The organism is Microbulbifer maximicatervae (SeqCode) (assembly GCF_052467955.1).
Genome location: NZ_CP174329.1, coordinates 4,003,053 through 4,028,545, shown reverse-complemented (window position 1 = coordinate 4,028,545; position 25,493 = coordinate 4,003,053). Strand labels below are relative to the sequence as shown.

Genomic DNA, 25,493 nt, shown 5'->3' with positions numbered 1-25,493 from the left:
TTCCTGTGACGAAAAAAGTAATGATTCTGCCGGGTGACGGCATTGGTCCGGAAATTGTTGAACAAGCCATGGCGGTGCTGGAAGTTGCATCGGGAAAATTCAATCTGGGGCTCAGTTTTGAGCAGGGCCTGATTGGTGGCTCGTCTATCGATGCCCACGGTGAGCCTCTGACCGACGAAACTCTGAAGGCGGCGGGTGACTGCGATGCGGTGCTGCTCGGTGCGGTAGGTGGCCCCCAGTGGGATACCCTGGAGCGGGAAATTCGCCCGGAAAAAGGCCTGTTAAAAATTCGCAGCGGCCTGGGCCTCTACGCGAATCTGCGCCCGGCAATTCTCTACCCGCAACTGGCCGATGCCTCTTCGCTAAAGCCTGAAGTGGTCGCCGGCTTGGATATTCTGATTGTGCGCGAATTGACCGGCGGCATTTACTTTGGTGAGCCGCGCGGTATCAAGACACTGGAAAATGGTGAGCGCCAAGGCTTTAACACCTACGTGTACAGCGAATCAGAAATTGAACGCATTGCCCGCTCTGCCTTTGAGGCGGCACAAAAGCGCAATGGCAAACTCTGTTCTGTAGACAAAGCCAATGTACTGGAAGTAACAGTGCTCTGGCGCGAGGTGTTGGATCGTCTGGCTCCGGAATACCCCGATGTAGAGCTGTCCCATATGTACGTGGACAACGCGGCGATGCAGTTGGTGCGGGCGCCCAAGCAGTTTGATGTGATGGTAACCGGCAATATGTTCGGCGATATCCTCTCCGATGCTGCCGCCATGCTTACCGGTTCCATTGGTATGTTGCCCTCCGCCTCCTTGAACGAAAGCGGTTTTGGTCTTTACGAGCCGTGCCATGGCTCCGCTCCGGATATTGCTGGCCAGGGTATCGCCAACCCGCTGGCGACTATTTTGTCTGCTGCCATGATGTTGCGTTATTCCCTCGATATGAACGAGGCCGCAGATGCGATTGAAACAGCAGTGAGCAAGGTGTTGGAGCAGGGGTTGCGCACTGCTGATATTTATACCGACGGCTGCCAGAAAGTCTCTACCGCAGAGATGGGTGCTGCCGTTGTAGCCGCACTTTAAGTTTCGATTCCACTATCGCGCCGCTTTCCCGGCGGCGCACTTTGACCACCTCACATACAGGACACCGCAATGCAAAAAATAGGTTTTATCGGCTGGCGCGGCATGGTCGGCTCGGTATTACTGGAGCGCATGCGAGCAGAGGATGACTTTGCCCATATCGCCGAACCGGTTTTTTTCTCAACTTCCAACGCCGGAGGCACGGCGCCGGACATCGGCAGGCCCCTGCCGCCACTGGGCGATGCTTACGATATTGATGCACTGATCCAGCTGGAAGCGATTGTCAGCTGTCAGGGTGGCGATTACACCAAGGAAGTTTTTACTCGCTTGCGCGAGGCCGGTTGGCAGGGTTACTGGATTGATGCGGCTTCCAGCTTACGCATGCAGGACGATGCTGTGATTGTGCTGGACCCGGTTAATCGCGATGTGATTGATCGCGCGATTGATGCCGGACAGAAAAACTTTATCGGTGGCAACTGCACCGTGAGCCTGATGTTGATGGCTCTGGGTGGGCTGTTTAAGGCGGGTATGGTCGAGTGGGTTACCGCCATGACTTACCAGGCGGCCAGCGGTGCCGGTGCGCGCAATATGCGCGAGTTGATTGCGCAGATGGGTGCGCTGCGCGATGGTGTGGCAACAGAGCTGGCCGACCCCGCCAGCGCCATTCTGGAGATTGATCGCAAAGTAGCAGCAGATATGCGCTCAGCAGAATTCCCCACGGCAGAATTTGGCGCGCCACTGGCAGGCAGTTTGTTGCCCTGGATCGATACTCAATTGGAGAATGGCCAGAGCCGCGAAGAGTGGAAGGCGCAAGTTGAAGCAAACAAGATTTTACAGACCGAAACCCCGATTCCTGTGGACGGCACTTGCGTACGTATCGGTGCCATGCGCTGCCACAGCCAGGCTTTCACCATAAAATTGAAAAAAGATTTGCCACTTGCCGACATTGAACAATTGTTAAATGGTGCCAACGACTGGGTAAATGTGGTGCCCAATGAGCGTGAGGCTACGGTGCAGAACCTGACGCCAACAGCAGTTACCGGAAAGTTGGATATTCCTGTTGGTCGACTGCGTAAATTGAGCGTTGGTCCAGAGTACTTAAACGCCTTTACTGTAGGGGATCAGCTGCTTTGGGGCGCCGCAGAACCCCTGCGCAGAATCCTGCTGATTTTACTCGGCAAACTGTAACTGGTACGAACCTGAGTAAGTCCTCTACTAAGAGTGGAAATAGGCCACTTTAGTGGAGGACTTTTTGCCAAGCTGTGAACTTCTTCGCGTAAAAAACGGCTACTGTTTGTCATAGCGCCTTTTTCGAATTTTCCCCACGGGTATAATCGCCCCTCATTTTTCCCTTTCCAATTCAATGAAGTGATTTGCCATGTCCGAAGCCACCCGCGAACTGGTCATTGTCGGTGTTGATAACGCCGCCTTTGGTCCCCTGCTGGAAGTACTCGAAGAGCGTGAAGTAATTTCCGCCGAGCAGCTGAGTTTGCTGGAGACTGACGAACGGGAAGTAGACCCCCAGGTATTTGCCAATCGCAATATTCCGGTGGAGTCCCTGGAGAAATTTACATTTAACGATAAACAGGTCGTGATTCTGCTGAGCGCCGGCGATGCCGTTGAAGCTGCCATGGCTGCTGCAGAACAAAATGGCGCCTGGATTGTAGACGTGGCCAACAACACCCGTGGCGATGAAAGTGTTGCCCTGGTACACCCAATGTTTAACAGCGGTGAACTCGCTTCTGCCGAGCGCCGCGTTGTTGCCCTGCCAAGTGCCGGCGCCTCAATGGTGGCGGAAGCCCTGGCGCCCCTGAAAGATAAACTGCAAGCGGTAGAGGTACAGCTCAATCAGCCGGTGTCCGCTCTGGGCAAGGCCGCAATTGATGCTATGGCGGCACAAACCGCGCGGATGTTTAGTGGCCAGGACGCAGAAATTGATCCTGAGATTGGCCACCGATTGGCGTTTAACCAGCTCAGTGCCTGCGAGGCTCTGCTCGCCAGTGGCCACACCCTCAGTGAGCTGACTTTGGTTCACGACCTGCGCCGCTTATTTGGAGACGCGGTAGCAGTCGATGCCAGCATCAATACGGTCTCTGTTTTCCACGGTCAGCTAGCTAATTTGGGCGTCGCTTTAACTGAAGATGTCGACCTGGAAAAAGTGCGTGCGTTGCTGGCAAATGGCGCTGGCCTCAAAATGGCGGAGCAGCCCTCGGCAGAAAGTGCGGTGGGCAGTGACGTGACAATCATCGGCCGCTTGCGCCAAAGTCTACTCAACAAGCGACAGTTAAATCTTTGTGCGGTGTCTGACAACCTGCGTAAAGATGTAGCAATAAACTGTGCACAAATTGCCCACTTGTTGCTAAAAAACTACTGATATTTAATACTTAGCGGCCATAGTGAAGGTGTAATCTTAACTTTGGCCTGGCTGAGACTGGCGAAAAATTCGCCATAGTTGGCGGCTGCCTAAACGGCGGCTAATTAGTTGAACGATTACCGTTCAGTAATGGGGATATTCTGAAGGCGCGCTTTTCGGAAACCCTGGGAAGGTTCTAACAATAAAGGGAATCGGATATGCGTGTGCGTAAGTTGGCACTTGCAGTTGGTCTAGTCGGTGCACTGGGAAGCAACGCGGCTCTGGCGCTTGGACTAGGTGAGATCAAGCTCAACTCGACCCTTAACCAGCCTCTCGATGCGGAAATCGGACTGCTGCAGACTCGCGGTTTGGAAGATACCGAAATTAGGGTTCGCCTCGCAGGTCCTGAAGAATTCGAACGCGCTGGTGTCGAGCGCTCTTACCTCCTTACTTCTTTAAGTTTTGAAGTGGACTACTCCGGTGGTAAGCCGGTTATCCGCATTTCCAGTCGCGATGCCATTCGCGAACCTTTTTTGAATTTCCTGGTTGAAACTCGCTGGCCCAGTGGCCGTCTACTGCGCGAATATACGCTGCTGATGGACCTGCCGGCGTTTTCCCCAACGGCTGCGCAGCAACCCGTGCGCGCAGCTGAGCGCGAGCGGCAGCAAGTGCGTCGCACAGCCCCAGTTCAGCAGCCCCAGCCTCGCACAACACCGGCCCCGGCTGCTCGTCAGGCACCAGCCGAACCAGCCCCAACTGAAAGGACTGCCCCGGAAACTCGCGAGCCCGCTCGCCCGCAGCCACGTTATACGACTACAGACACCAGTGAGAGCAACAGCCAGGTATATGGCCCGGTAAGTTCCTCCGATACGTTGTGGGAAATCGCGCTGCAAAATCGCGCCAGTCGCGAGTTCTCTGTTCAGCAGACCATGCTGGCGATTCAAAGGCTGAATCCAGAAGCCTTTATTAATGACAATATCAACCTGTTGAAGAAAGGTGCCGTACTGCGCCTGCCTAACTCCGAGGATTTGCGCACTCTGACTATGACGGAGGCGATTTCTGAGGTGGCTCAACAGAATGACTCCTGGCGCCAGCGCTCCGAAGTGGAAGTGGCTACCGGCGCACCGCTGGATGCCCGTGCGGTTGAGGAGGAGTCCTTTGTCAGCGAAACGGTTGAAGGACGCGTTAGCTTAGCCGCTCCGGGAGACAATGAGTCCGTTACCTCCGGTTCTGGAGTCGGCACTGATGACAGTGAGGCGCTGGAAGGCGATCTCACAGTAGCTGAGGAAGAGCTGGATAAGTCCAAGCTCGAAAACACTGAATTGCGTGAACGTATCGCCGAGCTCGACGAGCAGATCGATACCATGGATACGCTGATTGATGTTTCCAATGAGGAACTGGCTGCGGTGCAGGCCGCCGCGGAGCAGTCAGACGTGTTGCTCGATCCCACTGAGGCGGATGGCGTTGAATTAGAGTCTTTAGATGACAGCCTGACTATTGAAGACAGCGAAGAGTTTGATGTTGCTGCAGATACGGAAGAAGAAACTGTTGAAGCCGAACCGGCTCCAGCAGAGACGCGTAATCGTGTAGTTGAAGTTCAAACCAAGCCCAAGCCAACCCTTATGGAGCAGCTGGCCGATAACGGAATGCTGATTGGCCTGGGTGGTGCGGGTCTGCTGGCCGCTATATTTGGCCTGTTCACCTGGCGTCGCCGCAAGGCTGAACAAGAGGCGCAGCAGGAACTTGAACAGCAGATGGCTATGGAACAAGAGCCGCTGGATATTCCTGAGGATATTGCCGAACCCGATGAAACTCTCGCTGCAGTTGAGAGCATGGAGGCAGACGATACCTTCGATCTGGGCGATCTCGGCGATGTAGGCACTGATGACCCAATTTCTGAAGCGGAGATTCACCTGTCCCTGGGGCAGTATGAGGAAGCGGAAAGCAAGCTGCTGCTGGGCCTGGAAAAGGACCCGCAGGTAGTCGATGCGCGCCTGATGTTGATGGAGGTTTACGCCCACAACCAGGACGTTGAAAAGTTTGACGATCACTACCGCCAGCTGCTTAGCATCAGCGACGGTCCTGCTGCCGATCGCGCCGCCCGCCTGCGTGAATCCATTGCTGGTGCGCCGGATTTTGAAGCCCCAGCTATGGGTCTTTCCAATGAGTCCTTCGAAGCGGCGCAGCTCGACGATATCGGCGCGGCCCTGGACGATGACTTCACCAGCGCCGAGCCGGGACTGGTTGGTAGCGGTGACGCGCTGGAGCCGGATACCTCTCTCCTCGATGACCTGACTATGGATCTGTCATTGGATGAGGAAAGCTCTGATTCTGAGCAAGAGCTGTCCCTGGATCTGGAGTTGGATAGCAGCTTTGAAGAGCCGTTGCAGGCGAGCGCAGATCAAAGCGAGTCGCTGGATACCGAGTTCAATCTGGATGATTTGGACCTGGACAGTGCTCTAGACGGAGACAGCCAAGAAGTTACTGCTGAGGTATCGGAACCAGAAGTTGAAAGCGATTTAAATCTTGATGAACTTGATTTGGGTGAGTTGGACCTGGGTGATCTGGGCTCAAGTAATCAAGAGCCCGCTTTGATTGAAGACGATTTGGGGCTTGAGCTTTCTGATAACACAGAAGAGAGTGTCGATGCTCCAATAAAATTCGATACCTCTGATTTGGATCTGGATTCCCTCGACTTGGAGCCGGCGGCAGAAGAAAACTCTGAGGCCTCAGTTGAGGCCCAGCTGGAAGAAAAGGCAACTACCAGCGGTGGTTCCGTTCCGGGTTTGGATTTTGAGCTGGATCTTTCCATGATGGAGGAAGAGATTCAGCCCCAGACAGAAGAAGAGACTTCGGTTGAGCTGGATACGGCCTTTGAATTGGATGATGCTCTGGAACTGGATTCCGTTGACAGCGGTTTGAGCGAGGAAATCTCCCTGGCAGAAGGAGTCTCCTCTGCCCAGGAGTCTGCAGAAGAGTTATCCATGGATGACTTCTCTGATGGCGATCTGGAGATGATCGGCGGCGACTTGGATTCCGACCTGGATCTCGACGGTATCGACCTGGATGATATTGCTGCGGATCTCAACGCAACTGAGCAGCCCTCGGCAGAGGTAGCCACGGCCAGCAGTGAGCCGGCAGCAGATTTATCCCTCGATGCTGACCTGGATACTCTCGATGCTGCAGGTATGGAGCTGGCCGGGGCTAGCGACCTGGACTTCAATGCGGATGCAATCGAAGAGGAGTTCTCCCTAGAGGATGAGCTGGCTCTCATCGATGAATCCACTGAGGGTGATTTGACTCTTGAGCCAGAACCCTTGGTTGAAGCTAAACCTGAAGCGACAGAGCAGGTTGAGGCGATTGTCGAGAAGCCGTCAGATTCTGACTTTGGTGACCTCGACTTCAACCTGGAAAGCGACCTCAATTCAGAGTTGAGTTTGCTGGAAGGCGGCGATGAGATGGCGACCAAGTTGGAGCTGGCTCAAGCTTATATGGATATGGGTGACGAAGAGGGTGCCAAGGATATCCTCAAAGAGGTAGCCCAGGATGGTGGCGGTGAACACAAAGACCGCGCCGAGGAAATGCTGGAGCGGATGGTGTAAGCTAGCAGCATATTCCGTTTTTGAAAAAACCTCGCACTGGTTGCGAGGTTTTTTTATGTTTACCGGGAAGTTCCCGGCAGTGATTTTTACCCGGCGCAGACGCAGCGGGGGAGAGCGAGTGGTTTTGGTGATATGAGTCAGGTGACGCAAAGGGAATATATTTACAAGCCCAATGGGGAGGTACCTGAAGGTGAGGGGCTGCCCGAAGGGCTGCGCCGTATAGCCCTGGGCGTTGAGTATTGCGGAGCCAAGCTGCACGGTTTCCAGAAGCAGAAGTCTGCATCGGAGACTGTCCAGGCTCATCTGGAGCGGGCTTTATCCACTATTGCAGCGGAGGATGTGACCCTGGTTTGTGCCGGGCGTACCGATGCGGGCGTTCATGCTACCAATCAGGTCATCCACTTTGATACCCGAGCGCAGCGCCCGGACCGCGCCTGGGTGCAGGGAGTTAATACCAAGTTGCCGGATTCAGTGCGGGTGCGCTGGGCGCGGGAAATGCCGGCGCAGTTCCATGCACGTTTTTCCGCTCACGCCCGCAGTTATCGCTACCTGATCCACAGCGCACCGACCCGCTCGGCCCACAGCGCCGCTGAGGTAACCTGGACCCAGCATTCGCTGGACCTGGAGGCGATGCGTGAGGGAGCCAGCTACTTGATCGGCCGCCACGACTTCACCAGCTACCGCGCCTCTCAGTGTCAGGCCAAGAGCCCGGTGCGTGAAATTACCCGCCTGGATATTGCTCCAGTGGGTCAGCTGATTGCCTTGGAGATTAGTGCTAACGCATTCCTTCACCATATGGTGCGCAATATCACCGGGGTTTTGATGGCTGTGGGGCGAGGTGAGCGTCCACCAATTTGGGTAAAAGAGGTGCTGGATCAGCGGGACCGCTCCGTCGGAGGCGTGACTGCGCCGCCGTTTGGCCTGTATCTCGTTGATGTGCGCTATCCGGATCATTTCCAGCTTCCCCAATGTGAGCCTGGGCCACTGCTGGTGCCACAACCTTTGGGTGCTTTGCTTTCCAGTTAGACTGCTGAATTTTTCGAGGCTAAAGCAAATCTGGGAGAGGGCGTGCATTTCGCGCCTTCTGACTATCTGCTAGTATCCGTCGTTCCCTCTTTTGATCGGCCAGCCGGCTGAGTCCAGGTTACACGATGCAAGTAAAAATATGCGGCATCACTTGTATAGAAGATGCCCTGATGGCTGTAGATGCAGGTGCCGACGCGTTGGGCCTGGTATTTTATAAGCCGAGCCCGCGCTATATCGATCTTGATATGGCAGCTAAAGTTGCAGCGGCAGTTCCCCCATTTGTCACCCTGACGGGGTTATTTGTCGATGCGGCACAGAGTGAGGTGGACGCTGTACTGGAATCGGTGCCGCTTAACCTGTTGCAATTCCACGGCGATGAAAGCGCCCGTTTCTGCGAACAATTCCGGCGTCCCTATATCAAAGCGTTGCGGATGAAAGATGACCTCGATGTCAAAGCCGCAATGACTGAGCACCCCAAAGCCCGGGGTTTTCTATTGGATGCCTACAGGCCTGGTGTCCCCGGTGGTACTGGAGAGACCTTTGATTGGGGCAGGGTTCCCCAAGATAGCAATCGCCCGATCGTTCTTGCCGGTGGCTTGAATCCCGCGAATGTAACTGCAGCAGTAGAAGCTGCGCGCCCACAGGGGGTGGATGTGAGCGGAGGTGTAGAGTGTCAGCCGGGACGCAAGGATCGAGAAAAAGTTTTTGCGTTTGTCAGCGCGGCGAAGAGATAGATTTAGAGGCGGTACCGGAAGTGCCGCCCGCCGGATTGGCCGGCGCGAGCCAGCAAATACCAGCAGATCGACGCATCTGCACCAGTATTTTCTGGCGACGTTTGAATAGTTCAGGAAGAGCTAGGGCTAATAGTATTAAAGCGGCACAGGGAAGTGCCGCCCGCCGGCTTGGCCGGCGCGAGCCAGTAAATACCAGCAGATCGACGCATCTGCGCCAGTATTTTCTGGCGACGTTTGAATAGTTCAGGAAGAACTATTCAAACAGTAGGTAAATAGAAAGAAAGTTTTAACCCCACGTGACCCACGGAGTATGAGTGTGAGTAAGCCAGGTGCTATCGATTTTTCCACCTTCCCGGATGCGAGCGGACATTTTGGTCCCTACGGCGGTCGCTTTGTATCGGAGACGCTGATCAGCGCATTGGATGAGCTTCAGGCAATGTATAGCCGCCTGAAAGATGATCCGGATTTTGTCGCTGCCTTTGATCACGATCTGGCGCACTACGTAGGCCGGCCATCGCCGCTGTATCTTGCTGAGCGACTGACTGAGCAGGCGGGCGGTGCGCGAATCTGGCTTAAGAGGGAAGACCTGAACCATACCGGTGCGCACAAGGTAAATAACACGGTGGGCCAGGCACTGCTGGCCAAACACAGCGGTAAGACCCGCGTAATTGCCGAAACCGGCGCTGGTCAACACGGTGTGGCTACGGCAACCGTGGCGGCGCGTCTCGGTTTGCAGTGTACGGTTTATATGGGTGCGGAAGACGTTAAGCGCCAGTCCCCCAACGTATACCGTATGAAGCTGCTGGGGGCAGAAGTGGTGCCGGTGGAATCCGGTTCCAAGACCCTAAAGGACGCCATGAATGAAGCCATGCGCGATTGGGTAACCAATGTCGATAATACTTTCTACATTATCGGCACTGTGGCTGGTCCTCACCCTTATCCGCAATTGGTGCGCGACTTCAACTCTATTATCGGCCGTGAAGCCCGTTGCCAGAGTCTGGAACGCTTTGGCCAGTTGCCCGATGCGCTGGTGGCCTGCGTCGGTGGTGGTTCCAATGCGATCGGCCTGTTTCACCCGTTCCTGAATGATGCTGAAGTGAAAATGTTTGGTGTCGAAGCCGGCGGTGAAGGCCTGGCTTCCGGTAAGCATGCTGCACCACTGAATGATGGTATTCCCGGTGTTCTGCACGGTAACCGCACCTACCTGATGGAAGATGATGACGGCCAGATTATCGAGACTCACTCAGTTTCTGCGGGGCTCGACTACCCGGGTGTTGGCCCTGAGCACTCTTGGCTGAAAGATATCGGCCGGGTGGAATATGTCACCGCCGATGATGATGAAGCCCTGGATGCCTTCCGCCGTCTCACTCGCACTGAGGGCATTTTGCCGGCATTGGAATCCAGCCATGCAGTCGCGTACGCGCTCAAATTGGCGGCTTCCATGAGCCCTGAGCAGAATGTCCTGGTGAATCTCTCCGGCCGAGGCGATAAGGATATTTTCACCGTTGCCGCTATCGACGGTATCGAGGTGTAGCAATATCACCGCCCGCCTCTGAGGCGGGCAAAATGGGTGAAGATCAAATAATTGAGCTGGCTTTTTGCCAGGAGTAGCTCAGGGAATAAACTGTGACAGAACAAAATAGAATTGATCGCCGCTTTGCCAAGTTGCGCGATGAGGGCCGCAAGGCACTGGTAACTTATATTGTCGCTGGCGATGGCGGCTTGGAAAATACTGTGCCGCTGATGCATCAGTTGGTAGCCAGCGGGGCCGATGTTATTGAATTGGGGGTGCCGTTTTCCGACCCCATGGCAGAGGGCCCGGTAATTCAGAAAGGGCATGAGCGAGCGCTGGCCAATGGGGCTTCGCTGCGCAAATGTTTGGCATTGGTGAAAGAATTTCGTCAGTCGGATAGTGACACCCCGGTAATCCTGATGGGCTATGCCAACCCTATTCAGCGTATGGGTGAATTGGAGTTTGCTGAAGCGGCGTCCACTGCGGGTGTCGATGGTGCCCTGACCGTAGATCTGCCGGCTGAAGAGTCCGGTTCCCTGAATGCCTTTTTGGCGGAGCGCAACCTGCGCAATATCTTCCTGCTGACGCCTACCACCACTGAAGAGCGTGTTCGTGAAATTACCGATGTCGCCAGTGGCTTTGTTTACTATGTATCCCTGAAGGGGGTTACCGGAGCAGGCCACCTGGATTTGGATTCAGTGCGTAACAATCTGGACCATATTCGCCAGTTTACCGATCTGCCCCTGTGTGTTGGCTTCGGTATCAAAGATGGTACCTCGGCCCGCCAGGTCAGTGCCCATGGCGACGGTGCTGTAGTCGGTAGCGTGCTGGTGTCGGCGGTAGATGCGGCGGCAGACCTGGAAGCCGCTAAAGCGGCGGTTGGGGCTATTGTCAGCGAGATGCGCGAAGCCCTGGATCGCTAAAAGCAGCTATAGCTCTAAGCACAAAGCTGGCCAGAAAGCCAAAAATAGCGGCTGATCTGGCCGGGTTTGTTGTTCAGCTTAGTGTTTTAATTCCTAGCCTGAAACCCACTGGTCGGTAAAATGTGCCGGCCCAAAGAAAGCATCCGGATTTGGAAACGAGATGAGCTGGTTAGAAAAAATTGTCCCTGCGGTAATTCGCACAGAGCGTCGCACCGGCAGCAGCAAGGTCCCCGAGGGGGTTTGGAAGAAGTGCGTCAAATGCGATGCGATGCTTTATCGCCCGGAGCTGGAACGCAATCTGGATGTGTGCCCCAAGTGCGATCACCACTTTAGAATCGGCGCCCGTCGCCGCCTGGATATCTTCCTCGACGAGGAAGGTCGTGAAGAGCTGGCCACCGATGTGCAGCCGGTTGATCGCCTGAAGTTTAAAGACGTTAAAAAATATAAAGACCGCTTGGTGCAGGCACAAAAGTCCACTGGTGAGAAGGATGCCCTGATCGCTATGCAGGGCAGCCTGAATGGTGCTCCCCTGGTAGCGGTAGCATTTGAGTTCGCTTTCCACGGTGGCTCCATGGGCTATGTGGTCGGCGAGCGCTTTACCCGTGCCGCTCAGCGTGCCTTGGAGCAACGTATCCCGCTGGTTTGTTTCTCTGCTACCGGTGGTGCCCGCATGCAGGAGGCCCTGATCTCCCTCATGCAGATGGCTAAAACCTCAGCGGTGCTGGAAAAAATGAAGATGGCCGGCGTGCCATATATCTCCATTATGACCGACCCGGTATACGGTGGTGTTTCCGCATCCCTGGCCCTGCTGGGGGATATCAACGCGGCGGAGCCCGGAGCGCGCGCTGGTTTTGCCGGCCCGAATATTATCGAGCAGACCATTCGCCAGAAATTGCCGAAAGGTTTCCAGCGCAGTGAGTTCCTGCTGGAGCACGGCGCAATTGATATGATTATTCCTCGCAAGGAAATGCGCTCTACAGTGTCCCGCATATTGGGTAAACTGACCGGCAACTGATTTCCATTCCCATAGGGTAATGCTGTGATCAGCTTAATTTCCGCTGATTGCAGCCCCCATCATTGATGTTTTCAACTATGCCTTCACTGCAAGATTGGCTCTCCCGCCTGGAGCAGCTGCACCCTTCCGAAATTGAATTAGGTCTTGAGCGCGTCGCGTCTGTGGCCGATGCACTGGGTATCCAGAAACCGGCACCGACAGTGATTACTGTGGCGGGCACCAATGGTAAGGGTTCCTGCGTGGCCACTATGGAGGCGCTGCTGTGTAAGGGAGGGCGCTCCGTAGGCGCTTACAGTTCCCCACACCTTCTGCGCTTTAACGAGAGGGTGCGTATCGGGGGTGAAGAGGTTGCCGATAAAGATCTCGTGCTGGCGTTTGAGGCTATCGAGGTTGCTCGCGGTGAGACCAGCCTGACCTATTTTGAATACACCACCCTGGCGGCGCTCTGGTTATTTCAAAGGGCAGGCGTCGAGTTTGCACTTCTGGAAGTTGGCCTGGGTGGACGCCTGGATGCAGTTAACCTGGTGGATGCGGATCTCGCTATTATCACTAGTGTTGCCATTGATCACGAGGACTGGCTTGGCAGTGACCGGGAAATAATCGGCCATGAAAAAGCCGGTATCCTGCGTGCCGGGGCGCCTTTTGTCTGTGCTGATAACAATCCCACCCAATCTGTGCTGTCTGCGGCAGAAAAATTGTCCAGTTCCAGTTACTTTATAGGTCAGGATTTCTCTCTCAATTTGGGAGAGGGTAAAAAAGAACTTTACCGTTTTGGTGAGTTGGAACTTACTATCCCCCCGATCAACTTGCCGCGCCCGAGTATCGCTGCTGGGATTACCGCGCTGGCTCTGCTCAATGTATTGCCCCAAGGTGAGGTCGAATCTGCACTGGCTGAAATTGCCCTGCCTGGGCGCTGTCAGCAGGTTCAATGGCAGGGGTGTAACTTGCTGTTGGATGTGGGGCACAATCCGGCAGCGGCCGAACACTTGGCTAAATGCCTTGCAGATCACCCTGTAGATGGTGAGACCCATGCGCTGGTAGCGGCCATGGCCGATAAGGATTTGGTGGGACTCTTCGCGCCTTTGCGGGATGTGGTGGATGCCTGGCACCCCGCAGAGTTACCGGGCAATAGCCGCGCTGCGAGCGGAGAGACCTTGCTGGAAGGTCTGGCCGCAGCAGGTGTTGAGGCAACGAACGCCGATAGCCGCTGTCCAAGCGTCGCCGATGGTTTACAACAGCTGCTGCCGACCATTGGTCCACAAGATAGGTTGCTTGTATTTGGTTCCTTCTTTACTGTGGCTGAGGTTCTGCAGCAGATGCGAGACGAAGGTAATGGAGAATTGCGAGGGTAAACCCTCCCGCCGAGGGCGATTGAACGACGGATTTAAGCAGCGTATTGTCGGTGCGCTAGTTTTGGCTGCGCTTGCCGTTATTTTCTTGCCCAGCCTGTTGGACCGGGAGGCCGCAGGCAATATCAGTGAAACCAGCCAGATTCCGGCGGAGCCGGATATACGCCCTATTGAAATTGCCGAGCCGCAACCGGTAGCGGATGCTGTGCCTGCACCGGCGCCCGGTGAGGCTTTCCAGCCGGATCTGCCGGAGAACTTCTCCAACCCGAAGGCTCCAGTAGCTGATGAGGGAGAGGAGCGGTCAGAGGTCGCCAAGAGTGATGAGCCGGAGGAAAAACTGGCCGCGCCGAAGAAGGGAGCCTCGCCGCTTGTGGATGCCTATGGCCTGCCTGTGGCCTGGGTGGTTCAAGTGGCTTCCTACCGGGATGAGTCCAATGCGGACAAGCTGCGTTTGCGCCTGATGAACGAGGGCTACAGTGCCTATACTCGGGCAGTGGATACAGACAAGGGTCGCCTGGTGAGGGTCTTTGTTGGGCCAAAGGTCAACAAGGCCGATGCCCATCAGCTGAAAAAAGAACTGGATACCCTTCTGAAAGCCCAGACCCTCGTGCTTCAGTTCAAGGCCTGATCTGGCCTTTGACTTCAGGTTGCCACCATTTCAGCCCGAGGCGGATGGTGGCAACTCGCTGGCAGACTTCCACTTTGCACTTTTATTCGCAATTAACCGATTGCCACTGCGCCAAACGTCCAGGGAAAGCGGTACTACAAGTAATAAATTCCAATCGGTTGGCCTACGGCTTCACGCGCTTAGTCCCTTCAGTTAGAATGCGCGCTCTTCGCGGCAGCAGCCGCCACGCAGGTAGGATTGAATGAATTGGGCTGACTGGATCATTCTGGCTATTGTGGGTATCTCCACGCTTATCGGCCTTAGTCGAGGTTTCATCAAGGAAACCTTGTCTCTGCTTACCTGGATTGCCGCTTTTATCGTCGCCATGATGTTTCGCGACCAGCTGGCGCCAATGCTATCCAACCTCGTCGACACCCCCTCTCTCCAAATGATTGCAGCTTTTGGCATCCTGTTTATCGGCACCTTACTCGCTGGCGCCGGTCTCAACATGGTGCTTTCTGCCTTTGTTGAGGCAACTGGGCTATCCGGTACAGATAGAGTGCTGGGAATGGCGTTTGGCTTGGTGCGGGGAGCCATTGTCGTGATGGCGCTGTTGATCCTGGCCCCGGCATTGGTGCCGGTGGAACAGGACAGCTGGTGGAGTCAGTCTGTTTTGATTCCCCATTTCCTCGAATTTGAGGATAGTGCGCGGGAGCTGGCGGGCTCCGTTAAGGAATTCTTCGTAAAGTTGTTTTAAATAGAGCGCCAAAAGCGCTCTTCTCGAGTCAATAGGGTCAAATATATGTGTGGTATCGTCGGTATCGTCGGTAAGAGTGACGTCAATCTGCAGCTCTATGATGGGCTCACTCTGCTACAGCACAGGGGACAGGATGCCGCCGGTATCGTTACCTGTGACGATGATCGCCTGAACCAGCAGAAAGCCAATGGTCTGGTTCGCGACGTATTCCGCGCGCGCCACATGGAGCGTCTGAAAGGCAATTTTGGTATTGGTCACGTCCGCTACCCCACTGCCGGTAGCTCCGGCCCGGCGCTGGCTCAGCCGTTCTACGTGAACTCTCCCTACGGCATAGCCATGGCTCACAACGGCAACCTCACCAATGTGCACGAGGTGGTCGATGAGATCTTCCAGCAGGACCTGCGCCATATCAATACAGATTCTGATTCGGAAGTGTTGCTGAACGTGTTCGCCCACGAGCTGCACAAGTTGCACAAGCTGCAGCCGAAAGCCGAAGATATCTTCAGTGCGATGCGCTCTGTACACAAGCGCGTGCGCGGCGCCTACGCTTGCGTTGCCCTGATTGTCGGTTACGGTATTGTTGCTTTCCGCGATCCCAACGGAATTCGCCCTCTGGTTTACGGCAAGCGTGAAACCGAGAAGGGCACCGAATATATGGTGGCTTCCGAGTCCGTGGCTCTGGACGTACTGGGTTACACCTTGGTGCGCGATGTCGCTCCTGGCGAAGCGCTCTATATCGAGCTGGATGGCACTGTGCACTCCGAGCAGTGTTCAGATAACCCGTCTTTGACTCCCTGTATTTTTGAGCATGTGTATTTTGCCCGTCCTGACTCCATTATGGATGGCGTATCGGTACACAAGGCGCGTTTGCGTCAGGGTGAGCATCTGGCGGACAAAATTCTCAGCATGCGCCCGGATCACGATATCGACGTGGTTATCCCGATCCCGGATTCTGCCCGCACGGCAGGTCAGACGGTAGCCCACCGCTTGGGGGTGAAGTTCCGTGAAGGTATGGTGAAGAACCGCTATATCGGCCGGACCTTCATCATGCCCGGTCAAAAGCAGCGCAAGAAGTCGGTTCGCCAGAAGCTCAATGCCATCGAGCTGGAATTCCGTGGCAAGAATGTGTTGCTGGTAGACGACTCCATTGTGCGCGGAACTACCTGTAAGCAGATTATCCAGATGGCCCGCGATGCCGGTGCTGCCAAAGTGTACTTCGCCAGTGCTGCCCCTGCGGTAAAATACCCGAATGTCTACGGTATCGATATGCCCTCCGCCACTGAGCTGGTAGCTCACGGTCGCACCACCGAGGAAATCTGTGAGGAGATTGGCGCAGACTGGTTGATCTACCAGGAGCTGGAAGATCTGGTAGTCAGCTCCAGCGGCGGCAAGCAAAAAATTGATCGTTTTGATTGCTCTGTATTCGACGGCAATTACATCACCGGTGATGTGGACGAGGAATACTTGAACGATCTGCACGCTCAGCGCAATGATACGGCCAAGCGTAAAAAGGCCGACGCCAACGCTTTGTAATTCGTCCTTGGGGGAATATCTAAATATCCTTCACCTGATTGGCGGGCGGCAAAAAAACCGTTTTTGTAGCCTGCCAATAGTAAAAAAGCGTAAGCGTCCTTTTCTCGCGGCAGAAGAGGGCGCCAGTTAAGATCGTTTCGGTTAAGATGACTGCTTCCAAAAATACTGACCAGGAAGCGGTATATGTTTGAAGACGACGGTTACGCTCTGGAAACCCTGGCGGTGCGCGCCGGCCAGGTTCGCTCACCGGAAGGAGAGCACTCCGAGGCACTTTACCTCACCTCCAGTTATGTTTTCCCCTCCGCTGCAGAGGCTGCTGCGCGCTTCTCTGGCGAAAGCTCCGGCAACGTCTACTCCCGCTATACCAACCCCACAGTACGCACTTTTGAAGAGCGCATCGCTGCTCTCGAAGGCGGTGAAGCTGCGGTAGCCACTGCTAGCGGTATGGCTGCCATTCTCAGTATTTGTATGGCGTTACTGAAAAGTGGCGACCACGTTATCTGTTCCCGCAGTGTTTTCGGCACAACTACGGCTTTATTTGGCCGCTATATGGAAAAGTTCGGCGTGCGGGTGAGCTATGTCGATTTGACCGATATGGATGCCTGGAAGCAGGCCGTAGATGGTTCCACCAAGCTGCTGTTTATGGAGACGCCTTCCAACCCTCTGTGTGAAGTAGCCGATATCCGCGCGTTGGCACAGGTCGCCCACAGCGCTGGTGCCATGCTGGTTGTCGATAACTGTTTCTGTACCCCGGCACTGCAGCGACCTCTATCCATGGGCGCCGATATTGTGGTGCACTCCGCAACCAAATTCCTCGACGGCCAGGGCCGGGCCCTGGGCGGTGTTGCTGTTGGCCGCAAGGATGTAATGGATGAGTTGGTGGTTTTCCTGCGCACTGCCGGACCGAGTATGAGCCCGTTTAATGCCTGGGTATTCCTCAAAGGCCTGGAAACTTTAAAGCTGCGTATGCAGGCGCATTGCACCAATGCACTCGACTTGGCTTGGTGGCTCGATGAGCAGGAGATGGTTGAGAAGGTAAATTACACCGGCTTGCCTAAACACCCCCAACACCGCCTAGCGCGGGAACAGCAAGACGCTTTTGGCGCAGTGCTGAGTTTTACTGTGCGCGGTGGTCGCGAAGCTGCCTGGAAAGTGATCGACAATTGTAAAATCCTCTCCTGCACCGCCAACTTGGGGGATGCAAAAACCACTATTGTGCACCCTGCCACGACAACCCACGGCCGCCTTAGTGATGAAGATAAGGCTCGCGCCGGAATTACCGAAAATTTAATTCGTGTTTCGGTAGGGCTGGAAAATGTTGAGGACCTCAAGCGCGACCTGATGCGTGGATTATCCCAACTATAAGCGCTGGTGTAAGCGCCCAGCTACCTATGATTATTAGCGGACAGTGAAATACTGTTCGCTGCTATCGGTAGCGTTTGCATTTTGTTGCGCCCCTGCCGGTGTGCAGAAATAGCCTCCTTGAGAAAAATTGAGCAGTAATGGATTTGCCGTGCAAAAAATAGTTTCCGCCATAGTGTCTGATATCGGCAGTGTTTTATTGGGTAAAGAACGCCAGGTGAAGTTGGCGCTGGCCTGTTTGTTATCAAAAGGCCACTTGTTAATCGAAGATCTACCGGGCATGGGTAAGACCACCTTGGCCCATGCACTCGCACAGGTGCTGGGGCTAACGTATAAGCGGGTGCAGTTCACCAGTGATATGTTACCGGCGGATATTCTTGGTGTTTCGATATTTGATCGGGAGTCCAGCCAATTTCACTTTCACGAGGGACCTGTGTTTAGTCAGGTGTTATTGGCGGACGAGATTAATCGCTCATCGCCAAAAACCCAAAGTGCGCTGTTAGAGGCCATGGAAGAGCGCCAGGTGAGTGTCGATGGCGAGACCCGCACACTGCCCCAGCCATTTTTTGTGATTGCCACGCAAAACCCGATGCAACAATCGGGCACCTTTGCATTGCCGGAATCTCAACTGGATCGCTTCCTGATGCGTATCAGCCTCGGCTATCCCACCCGGGAGGCGGAACGAGCTTTGTATTTGGGGGCCGATCCGAGGCAGCAGCTGGCGAAGTTAAAGCCGAGAATCGATACCGCCACACTCGGAAAAATGCAAAACCTGGTTACGCAGGTGAAAACTTCTGACAGTCTGTTGGATTACCTTGAGCGACTGGTTTTGCAAACCCGCCAGAGCCCGGATTGCGCAGTGGGTTTATCACCCCGAGGCGCCTTGGCCCTTTTGCGCGCAGCCAAAGCCTGGGCGTTGATTCACAATCGTGGCCATGTTTTGCCGGAGGATATCCAGGCTGTGTTGCCGGCGGTGGCAGGACATCGATTACAGAGCGATGGCAGCAACGGCGAGCAGTTGGTTGAGCGTCTGATGCGCCAAGTGGATGTGATTGCGGCCTGAGTCGATGAGTGTAAGTCACCCCCAACGTCGGAACCCTTCCCGCAATCCGATACACCTGCTGGTGGAATATTGGCGCAACCTTATGCAGCGCTGGCTTAGTCGCCGGGCACCGCGGGCCCGAGCGATTACCTTGAACCACAGCCGATTATTTATCCTGCCCACGCGCGCAGGCTTAGGTTTCCTAATAGTGGTGGCATTATTGTGGTTGCTGGGCACCAATTATGAAAACAATCTGGTTTTCGCTCTGACATTTTTGTTGGTCAGCATTTTGGCGGTGCTACCACTACACACCTTTGCCAATTTAAGTGGCGTGCACTTGCGCCTTGTGGATACCCGAGCAGCTTTTGCTGGTGATTTTGCCGAGGCGGAAATTAATGTCAGTTGTGAGGGCAAGCGGGAGCGGGAATGGCTCGAGCTGAGTTGGCCACCGGAGCAGGGCAGTCGCGTGGATTTGTGCGAGCAGAAAAGTGCGGATATTTGTATCTCTATGCCGGTAGTAAAACGTGGGCGAGTGCAGGCACCTCGGTTGAGGGTTGAAAGTCGTTTCCCTCTCGGGTTATTTCGCTGCTGGAGCCGCATTGACCTGGATGTTGAATTTTTGGTTTACCCCCGTCCAATTTCTGCGGGCCCTTTACCGCTAGGAGAGACTGTTGCCGAGGGGGAGTTTGGTGAGGTGAAGCGGGGGGGAGATGATTTTGCCGCGCTAAAACCCTATCAAGCGGGTGACTCGTTACGCCATGTAGCCTGGAAGCAATACGCGGCCGGACGCGATCTTTACAGCAAGGACTATGAGCGCAAAACTGACACGCGCTTGTGGCTCGACTGGGGTTTACTCGATGGTAGGGATATAGAGATGCGCCTGAGCAATCTCTGTGACTGGACCCTACAAGCGGAAAAGCAAGGCATTGCATATGGTTTGTGCCTGCCTGGCATTTCAATAGAGCCTTCGCTCGGTCCCGAGCATCAGCAGCAGGTCTTGCAGGCATTGGCCCTGTACCCCGGGCGAGGCCAGTGATGATTGCGAATAAGGATTTATTGCCCAGGGAAAGTTTGCTGTGGATTTTTGCTGCCCAGTTTGTCGCCCTTTTGCCGCAATTCACAATGCTGCCACTGTGGGTGGCTTTTGCCTGGGCCTTTGCGGTTTATTGGCGCCTGGAAGTCTTTCGCGGGCGCAGGGATTTACCCGGCCGCGCTCTTAAACTGACAGTGATTCTATTGACGGTGGCGGGACTGGCTCTGTCCTATCGGCGCTTGTTTGCTTTGGAGCCGATGATTGCACTCTTGGCGCTGTCATTCACCCTGAAAAATCTCGAACTGGTCAGCCGCAGGGATGCCTTTGTCAGTCTACTGCTGGCCTACTTCGTAGCCGCCACTCTGTTTGTGCAAGAGCAGACCATTCCCTATGCACTTTACGGTCTACTGAGTGTGTTGGTAATTACTGCAGCCATGGCGGCGCAGCTGGGACACTTTAGTGCGCGCCCGCGCCGGGCTCTGGGGTTATCCCTGCGGTTGGTGGCACAGGCCACGCCGTTAATGGTGTTGTTGTTTTTGGTTATACCTAGGCTGGGGCCCCTTTGGTCTGTGCCGCAGAATACCTCCGTTGGGCGTACTGGTGTCAGTGATTCGATGGCCCCGGGAGACTTTACTGAGCTTTCCAAATCCAGCAAGCCGACCTTGCGTATCTCCTTTGATGGACCTGTCCCCCCGCCTGAGCAGCGCTACTGGAGGGGCTTGGTGTATTCGGAATTTGATGGGCGTACCTGGCGCCAGGGCTATGGTGTTGACCCTCGAAATGGCGGGCGAGTGTATTGGAGAAGTGGTGAGCAGGTGCTTCCGCAAGTGGGTCCCCGTTATCGCTACCAGATTATCCAGGAGGCGAGCCGCAGCCCTTGGCTATTCGCTATGGCAAAACCGGCTTCAGAGAGCGCGGGTGTAGGAGAGACAACGGATGATCGCCTGGTAAAACGGACCCCGGTTTTCAACCGCTTTTCTTACCAGGTAAGTTCCTGGCCGAGAGAAACCCTGTCGCTCAGTGCTACTCTCAGCAATGCGGAGCGGCGCAGGAATTTGCAACTTCCCAGTTTCGGCAATAGCCGTACTCGTCAGTGGATGGCTTCCCTGCGGGACCAGGGGCTCAGTGCTGAGGCGGTTTCCTCCCAGCTGTTGTCGCACTTCCACAGTGCTTTCACTTATACCCTGAAGCCTCCAGCACTGGGCGGCGATACTATTGATGAGTTTCTTTTCGATAGCCAGCAGGGCTTCTGCGAGCACTTTGCCGGTAGTTATGTGTTTGCCATGCGCGCAGGGGGGATACCGGCGCGAGTAGTGGCTGGTTACCAGGGCGGTGAGTGGGTCAGTGGAGAAGAGTACTTATTGGTGCGAGAGTACGACGCCCATGCCTGGGCTGAAATTTGGCTCGACGGCCAAGGCTGGCAACGTGTAGACCCCACAGCGGCAGTAGCTCCGGAGCGGGTGCGCGACGGTCTGGAGAGTGCGGCAGGTGAAGAGTTTATGCAGGACTCCCTATTTCCTTTACACCGTATCGGCATTCTCAGCCAGTTGCGCTTACAGTGGGATATGATCAACTACCGTTGGTATCAAACCGTAGTGAGCTTTGATGCCGATCGGCAGCAGAATTTGTTACAGCGGCTATTTGGTGATCTGTCTCCAATGCGTATCGCCCTATTACTGGGGGCGCCGATTCTTGTGCTTTTGTTGGGTATCAGTTTATGGGCGGCCCGCTCCGCAGGAGGACCCAAGTTGGCGCCTGCAGAGAAGCTCTACCAGCGCTTTTGCCGGCGCATGGCCCGCAATGGGGTCCAGCGGCATTCCGGTGAGACTGCAGGATCCTATGCCCGCCGGATTGCCGAGGAAAAACCGGAGATGTCTGGTTATGCCGCAGCAGTGACAGAGGCTTTTGAGTCTGCCGCCTATGGTGGTGATGGCTCTGGGCTAAGAACACTTCGGAAGCTATCAAGCTGGTATTTCTGGTTGCGGCACTCGGCAAATATGACGCCGCACAAGCGTGAGTTGGCAGGTTATTAATCATTGAGTTATTTCGTATCTAGAATGCCAACCCAATTGCAAAGGTTTCTGTTGGGCTATAGCGGCACCTCCCTGGCAACTGGGTTGCAGGTGATATTGCTGCCCTGGATCGCGCTGACGATCGTGGATCTTCCGGCCCTGCAATTGGGGTGGATTCAGGCATCAGTATTGCTGCCAAACCTGGTATTCCTGTTGTTTGGCGGTGCTTTGGCGGATAGGCGAGACCCGGCTCTGGTGTCGGCTCTGGCCTGTTTGGGCCTGGCGCTTTGTCATACCGCATTGTTGTTGTATTTCACCTTCCATGTCCTGAATTTATCCACCTTGATGGTTTACGGAATTTGCCTGGGGGTGTGCAGTGCTTTTTTACAGCCGGCACGGGACAACCTGGTGCAGCGCAGTGCCCGCAACCGCAAGGGGCAGGCCACTGAGCGAGGCGTGCAAAAAACCGTAACCTGGATGATGTTGGCGCAGTACGGCGGCCAGGCGGTGGGAATGCTGCTAGCGAGTCGATTTGACCAGTGGGGCTTGCAGCACTTACTGGGTGTACAGATTGCCGTTGTGCTAGTGGCTTCATTATTACTTTTCTCCTTGCGTCAGCCTCAAGAGCGTCAAAAGGCACCACAGAAGCGACCTCATACCCTGATTCTGGATGGTCTCAGTCAGGCATGGAAACACCCGGTTTTGCGGGAGCTGACCGCATTGATGGCATTCAATGGCTTTGTGCATATCGGGGTTTTCCTGGTGGTCTTACCGCTGCTGGCCGAGGACTACGGTCGCGGTGCCGGTTACTACGCGACCCTGCAGCTGGCATTTATAGCGGGCACGGTGATCGCGACGGTGACTATGTTGAGACGGGGGCAGGGACCGGAGCCTGGGCGGGGAATTTTGATGTGCTTGCTTTACAGCGCAGCACTCTTGATTGCTATCAGCCTGGGGCCAACAAAGTTTGGCTTGATCCTGTTGTGTCTGTGTTGGGGGGCGGTTGCGGCAGCCTCCGCAGGGCTGGGGCGAGGCATTGTGCAATTGATGGCGCCGGCGGATTATCGCAGTCGCATTATCTCCATTTATCAATTTGCCCTATTTGGCTCTGCGGCGCTGGGAGCCCTGGCAGCGGGTGTTTTGAGCGAGGTCGCAGCGCCTTTGACGACACTATTGTGGGCGGGAGTCCTGAGTTTATTGGCATTCGCACTGGTTGCCCTGAGTGGGGCTCTACGGCAGGTTAAAATTTCCGATAGCGAGGTATAGGAATTCCGCAACGACCAAATCCGGTTGAGCCACCATATATTTAACAGGGAACTGCGGTTATGGAGGTGGGGTTTGGTATCAGTAAAAAGTGCCAAATGGTCACAGAGAGTCACGACAAACAGCCATGCGCTGGACCTTGAAGCCGGTGTATTTAGCCTGGATGATCCAAAAGCGATAGCCAAATCCCTGAAGAGTGCAGCTGAGGCCAGTCAGCAGCGCAAATCAGAGCCTTTCCGCTCAGCCATGTCTATGCTCACTTTTTATATCAATCGTGCGGGTCACCATTTACCTGCGCGCAGGCGCAGAATCCTGGAGGCCGCGAAAAATGAATTGCGTGAGCTTTATGGGCGTCCGCGCCGGCATTGAGCCGGCGCAGGCTAGAGGCGATGAAGTCTTTTAGGGGGCTAGGCAGGGCAGGCAGCGCACGTAGAGTCCGCGCGGGTCGCGGAAGCTCTGCAGTTCGCCGATTGGTGCCAAAACCGGTTGTAAGCTGTTTAACCAGGCGCCGAGTGGCAGGTTTGCCTCAAGGCTGGCGGCGATACGTGCATCCACATTATCGCTCAGGGCGCGCAGGAATCTTTCGCCGGGAGTCAGCTCGCGCTGGATCTCTATTACATCGTATTCTTCGATCTCAGCAAGCTGTGCGGCGTCGGCAATGGCGTCGTTGAGATTGCCCAGATCGTCTACCAGCCCCAGGTTTTTAGCCGCGCGCCCGGTCCAGACCTGGCCCTGGGCAATTTTGTGCACTTCCTTGGGAGTGCTGCCACGGGACTCGGCCACAATTCTCAGGAACCTGGCGTAGGTATTATCCACCCCCTGTTGCAGGATGCTGGCGGCTGCCTCGGGTAGGGCACGATCCAACCGCATGCTGCCGGCCAGGTCTGAAGTGCCCACACCATCGGTATAAATACCCAGTGCCTCGAGGGAATCCTCAAAGGTCGGGAAGGCACCAAATACGCCAATGGAGCCTGTCAGGGTTGCGGGAGAGGCCCAGATTCGATCGCCGCCGGTAGCAATCCAGTAGCCACCAGATGCGGCCAGACTGCCCATGGAGATAACGACAGGGATATCGGCTTCGCGGGTGGCGAGTAACTCCTGTCGAATTGCTTCTGACGCGAAGGCGGAGCCGCCGCCACTGTCAATGCGCAGAACCAGTGCATCAACTTCTTTTTTGCGCGCCTGTGCGATTAGTTCACCCAGGCTTTCGCTGCCGATCCTGCCGGCGGGAGCGCGGCCATCGACAATAGAACCGCTTGCCGTGATTAAGGCAATCTTATTGGGTTCTTTCTTGGCGGCGACTTCGCTGAGCTTTTGGCTGCGTAAATAGGTGAGGGCATCGATGGCCTTATAACTGCGTTCATCGTTCTCATCTTCACCAATGGTTTTGCGCAGCTCTTGAACTGCCAAGTTGCGGTTGGCGAGTTGGTCGACCAGTTTATTGGCCAGAGCAGTACGTGCCCAGTCGCCCTCATGCTGCTGCAGTTTCTGGGGTAACTCGTCGATAAATAGATCGATGCTTTCAGTTGGCAGGTTGCGAAGGCCGGTTACCTGTTCGGTGTATTCACTCCAGAGCTCATGCAGCCAGCGCTGGTTATTCTCACGGGAAGCCGGAGACATGTCGTCGCGAGTATAGGGTTCGATAAAATCCTTGTAGTCGCCAACGCGGAACACGTGGAAATTGACTTTGAGCTTTTCAAGGGCGCTTTTATAGTAATTCCGATAGACGCCAAAGCCGGTGAGCATCACGGAACCCATTGGATTCAGGTACACCTTGTCGGCGTGGCTGGCGAGGAAATATTGCGCCTGGGTGTAGTTATCACCCACCGCATAAATGGGCTTGTCGGCAGCCTTGAAGCGCTGCAGGGCTGCGCCAATCTCGTCGAGCTTGCTGAGACTGCCGCCGACCATATTGTCGAGCTCCAGCACCAGTGCGGAAATGCGTTTGTCCTGTGCGGCTTTGTCGATAGAGTCGACAAGATCCTTAACCCTGATTTCCGCTGGCCCCTGGGAGCCACCGAAGAAAATCGGTAATCCGCTGGGCTGGCTGAGCTCATCTACCAGAAATCCACTCGGAGCCACTCGAAGGGCCGCGCCTTGTGGGACCACCAGCTGTTCGTCCTTGCCAAAAATTGCGATACCCAGGAATACCAGTATTAACAGGAATACCAGGTTGGTAAACACTCGCCTCAGCCAGGTAATTGAGCCGCCAATGGCACCAAAAAAGCTGCGGAACAGTCCTTTCTCATTGGATGAATCAGTCAAACCTCAAAACTCCTTAGTGCGCTGAGGG

Annotated in this window: 20 protein-coding genes; 19 read left to right on the top strand and 1 reads right to left on the bottom strand. The window is 55.1% G+C overall.

From position 1 onward, the window contains the following. Positions 1 to 20 precede the first annotated feature (20 nt). From leuB to ACJJI5_RS17225, 19 genes are all read left to right on the top strand, one after another. Entirely contained in the window at positions 21 to 1,079 is a 1,059-nt protein-coding gene (gene leuB / locus ACJJI5_RS17315; protein WP_444928216.1) for a 3-isopropylmalate dehydrogenase, read from the top strand. 69 nt (positions 1,080 to 1,148) lie between these two features. Further along, a complete protein-coding gene (asd, locus tag ACJJI5_RS17310; protein ID WP_445354744.1) occupies positions 1,149 to 2,264 on the top strand; it encodes an aspartate-semialdehyde dehydrogenase in 1,116 nt (371 codons plus the stop codon). 190 nt (positions 2,265 to 2,454) lie between these two features. Then, positions 2,455 to 3,450, top strand: a complete 996-nt coding sequence (locus ACJJI5_RS17305; RefSeq protein ID WP_444927231.1) for an Asd/ArgC dimerization domain-containing protein — start codon at positions 2,455 to 2,457, stop codon at positions 3,448 to 3,450. Positions 3,451 to 3,647: 197 nt separating this feature from the next. Beyond that, positions 3,648 to 7,031: a motility hub landmark protein FimV gene (locus ACJJI5_RS17300; protein WP_445354743.1), complete on the top strand. Its 3,384-nt coding sequence runs from the start codon at positions 3,648 to 3,650 to the stop codon at positions 7,029 to 7,031. Between the two features lie 132 nt (positions 7,032 to 7,163). Next, positions 7,164 to 8,057, top strand: a complete 894-nt coding sequence (gene truA / locus ACJJI5_RS17295; RefSeq protein WP_444932614.1) for a tRNA pseudouridine(38-40) synthase TruA — start codon at positions 7,164 to 7,166, stop codon at positions 8,055 to 8,057. Between the two features lie 125 nt (positions 8,058 to 8,182). Beyond that, on the top strand, positions 8,183 to 8,791 hold the full coding sequence (locus ACJJI5_RS17290; RefSeq protein WP_444932615.1) for a phosphoribosylanthranilate isomerase: 609 nt from the start codon (positions 8,183 to 8,185) through the stop codon (positions 8,789 to 8,791). A 310-nt stretch (positions 8,792 to 9,101) separates the two neighbouring features. Then, on the top strand, positions 9,102 to 10,325 hold the full coding sequence (gene trpB, locus ACJJI5_RS17285) for a tryptophan synthase subunit beta (RefSeq protein WP_444932616.1): 1,224 nt from the start codon (positions 9,102 to 9,104) through the stop codon (positions 10,323 to 10,325). 92 nt (positions 10,326 to 10,417) lie between these two features. Then, complete coding sequence (gene trpA, locus ACJJI5_RS17280; RefSeq protein ID WP_444932617.1) at positions 10,418 to 11,227, top strand: tryptophan synthase subunit alpha; 810 nt, start codon at positions 10,418 to 10,420, stop codon at positions 11,225 to 11,227. Between the two features lie 160 nt (positions 11,228 to 11,387). Then, positions 11,388 to 12,242, top strand: a complete 855-nt coding sequence (gene accD / locus ACJJI5_RS17275) for an acetyl-CoA carboxylase, carboxyltransferase subunit beta (protein WP_282931874.1) — start codon at positions 11,388 to 11,390, stop codon at positions 12,240 to 12,242. A gap of 77 nt (positions 12,243 to 12,319) precedes the next feature. Further along, positions 12,320 to 13,594: a bifunctional tetrahydrofolate synthase/dihydrofolate synthase gene (gene folC / locus ACJJI5_RS17270; RefSeq protein ID WP_445354742.1), complete on the top strand. Its 1,275-nt coding sequence runs from the start codon at positions 12,320 to 12,322 to the stop codon at positions 13,592 to 13,594. Then, a complete protein-coding gene (locus ACJJI5_RS17265; RefSeq protein ID WP_444942304.1) occupies positions 13,575 to 14,219 on the top strand; it encodes an SPOR domain-containing protein in 645 nt (214 codons plus the stop codon). Before folC ends, ACJJI5_RS17265 begins: the two co-directional genes overlap by 20 nt. A 241-nt stretch (positions 14,220 to 14,460) precedes the next feature. Next, the gene (locus ACJJI5_RS17260; RefSeq protein WP_282931877.1) at positions 14,461 to 14,955 is read left to right on the top strand and encodes a CvpA family protein; all 495 of its coding nucleotides are present in this window, start codon (positions 14,461 to 14,463) and stop codon (positions 14,953 to 14,955) included. 45 nt (positions 14,956 to 15,000) lie between these two features. Then, complete coding sequence (gene purF, locus ACJJI5_RS17255) at positions 15,001 to 16,488, top strand: amidophosphoribosyltransferase (protein WP_282931878.1); 1,488 nt, start codon at positions 15,001 to 15,003, stop codon at positions 16,486 to 16,488. Positions 16,489 to 16,671: 183 nt separating this feature from the next. Further along, positions 16,672 to 17,853: an O-succinylhomoserine sulfhydrylase gene (locus tag ACJJI5_RS17250; RefSeq protein ID WP_444916538.1), complete on the top strand. Its 1,182-nt coding sequence runs from the start codon at positions 16,672 to 16,674 to the stop codon at positions 17,851 to 17,853. Between the two features lie 148 nt (positions 17,854 to 18,001). Next, a complete protein-coding gene (locus ACJJI5_RS17245) occupies positions 18,002 to 18,913 on the top strand; it encodes an AAA family ATPase (RefSeq protein ID WP_444898069.1) in 912 nt (303 codons plus the stop codon). 4 nt (positions 18,914 to 18,917) lie between these two features. Then, a complete protein-coding gene (locus tag ACJJI5_RS17240; protein WP_413664958.1) occupies positions 18,918 to 19,928 on the top strand; it encodes a DUF58 domain-containing protein in 1,011 nt (336 codons plus the stop codon). Beyond that, positions 19,928 to 21,958, top strand: coding sequence for a transglutaminase TgpA family protein (locus ACJJI5_RS17235; RefSeq protein ID WP_445356325.1), 2,031 nt, complete (start codon positions 19,928 to 19,930; stop codon positions 21,956 to 21,958). The genes ACJJI5_RS17240 and ACJJI5_RS17235 overlap by 1 nt, the downstream gene beginning before the upstream one ends. A 36-nt stretch (positions 21,959 to 21,994) precedes the next feature. Next, on the top strand, positions 21,995 to 23,203 hold the full coding sequence (locus ACJJI5_RS17230) for an MFS transporter (RefSeq protein WP_445354741.1): 1,209 nt from the start codon (positions 21,995 to 21,997) through the stop codon (positions 23,201 to 23,203). A gap of 72 nt (positions 23,204 to 23,275) precedes the next feature. After that, complete coding sequence (locus tag ACJJI5_RS17225) at positions 23,276 to 23,569, top strand: DUF3175 domain-containing protein (RefSeq protein WP_413664960.1); 294 nt, start codon at positions 23,276 to 23,278, stop codon at positions 23,567 to 23,569. Positions 23,570 to 23,599: 30 nt separating this feature from the next. Here the strand turns inward: ACJJI5_RS17225 and sppA are convergent, their stop codons facing one another. Then, entirely contained in the window at positions 23,600 to 25,465 is a 1,866-nt protein-coding gene (gene sppA, locus ACJJI5_RS17220; RefSeq protein ID WP_413664961.1) for a signal peptide peptidase SppA, read from the bottom strand. Positions 25,466 to 25,493 lie beyond the last annotated feature (28 nt).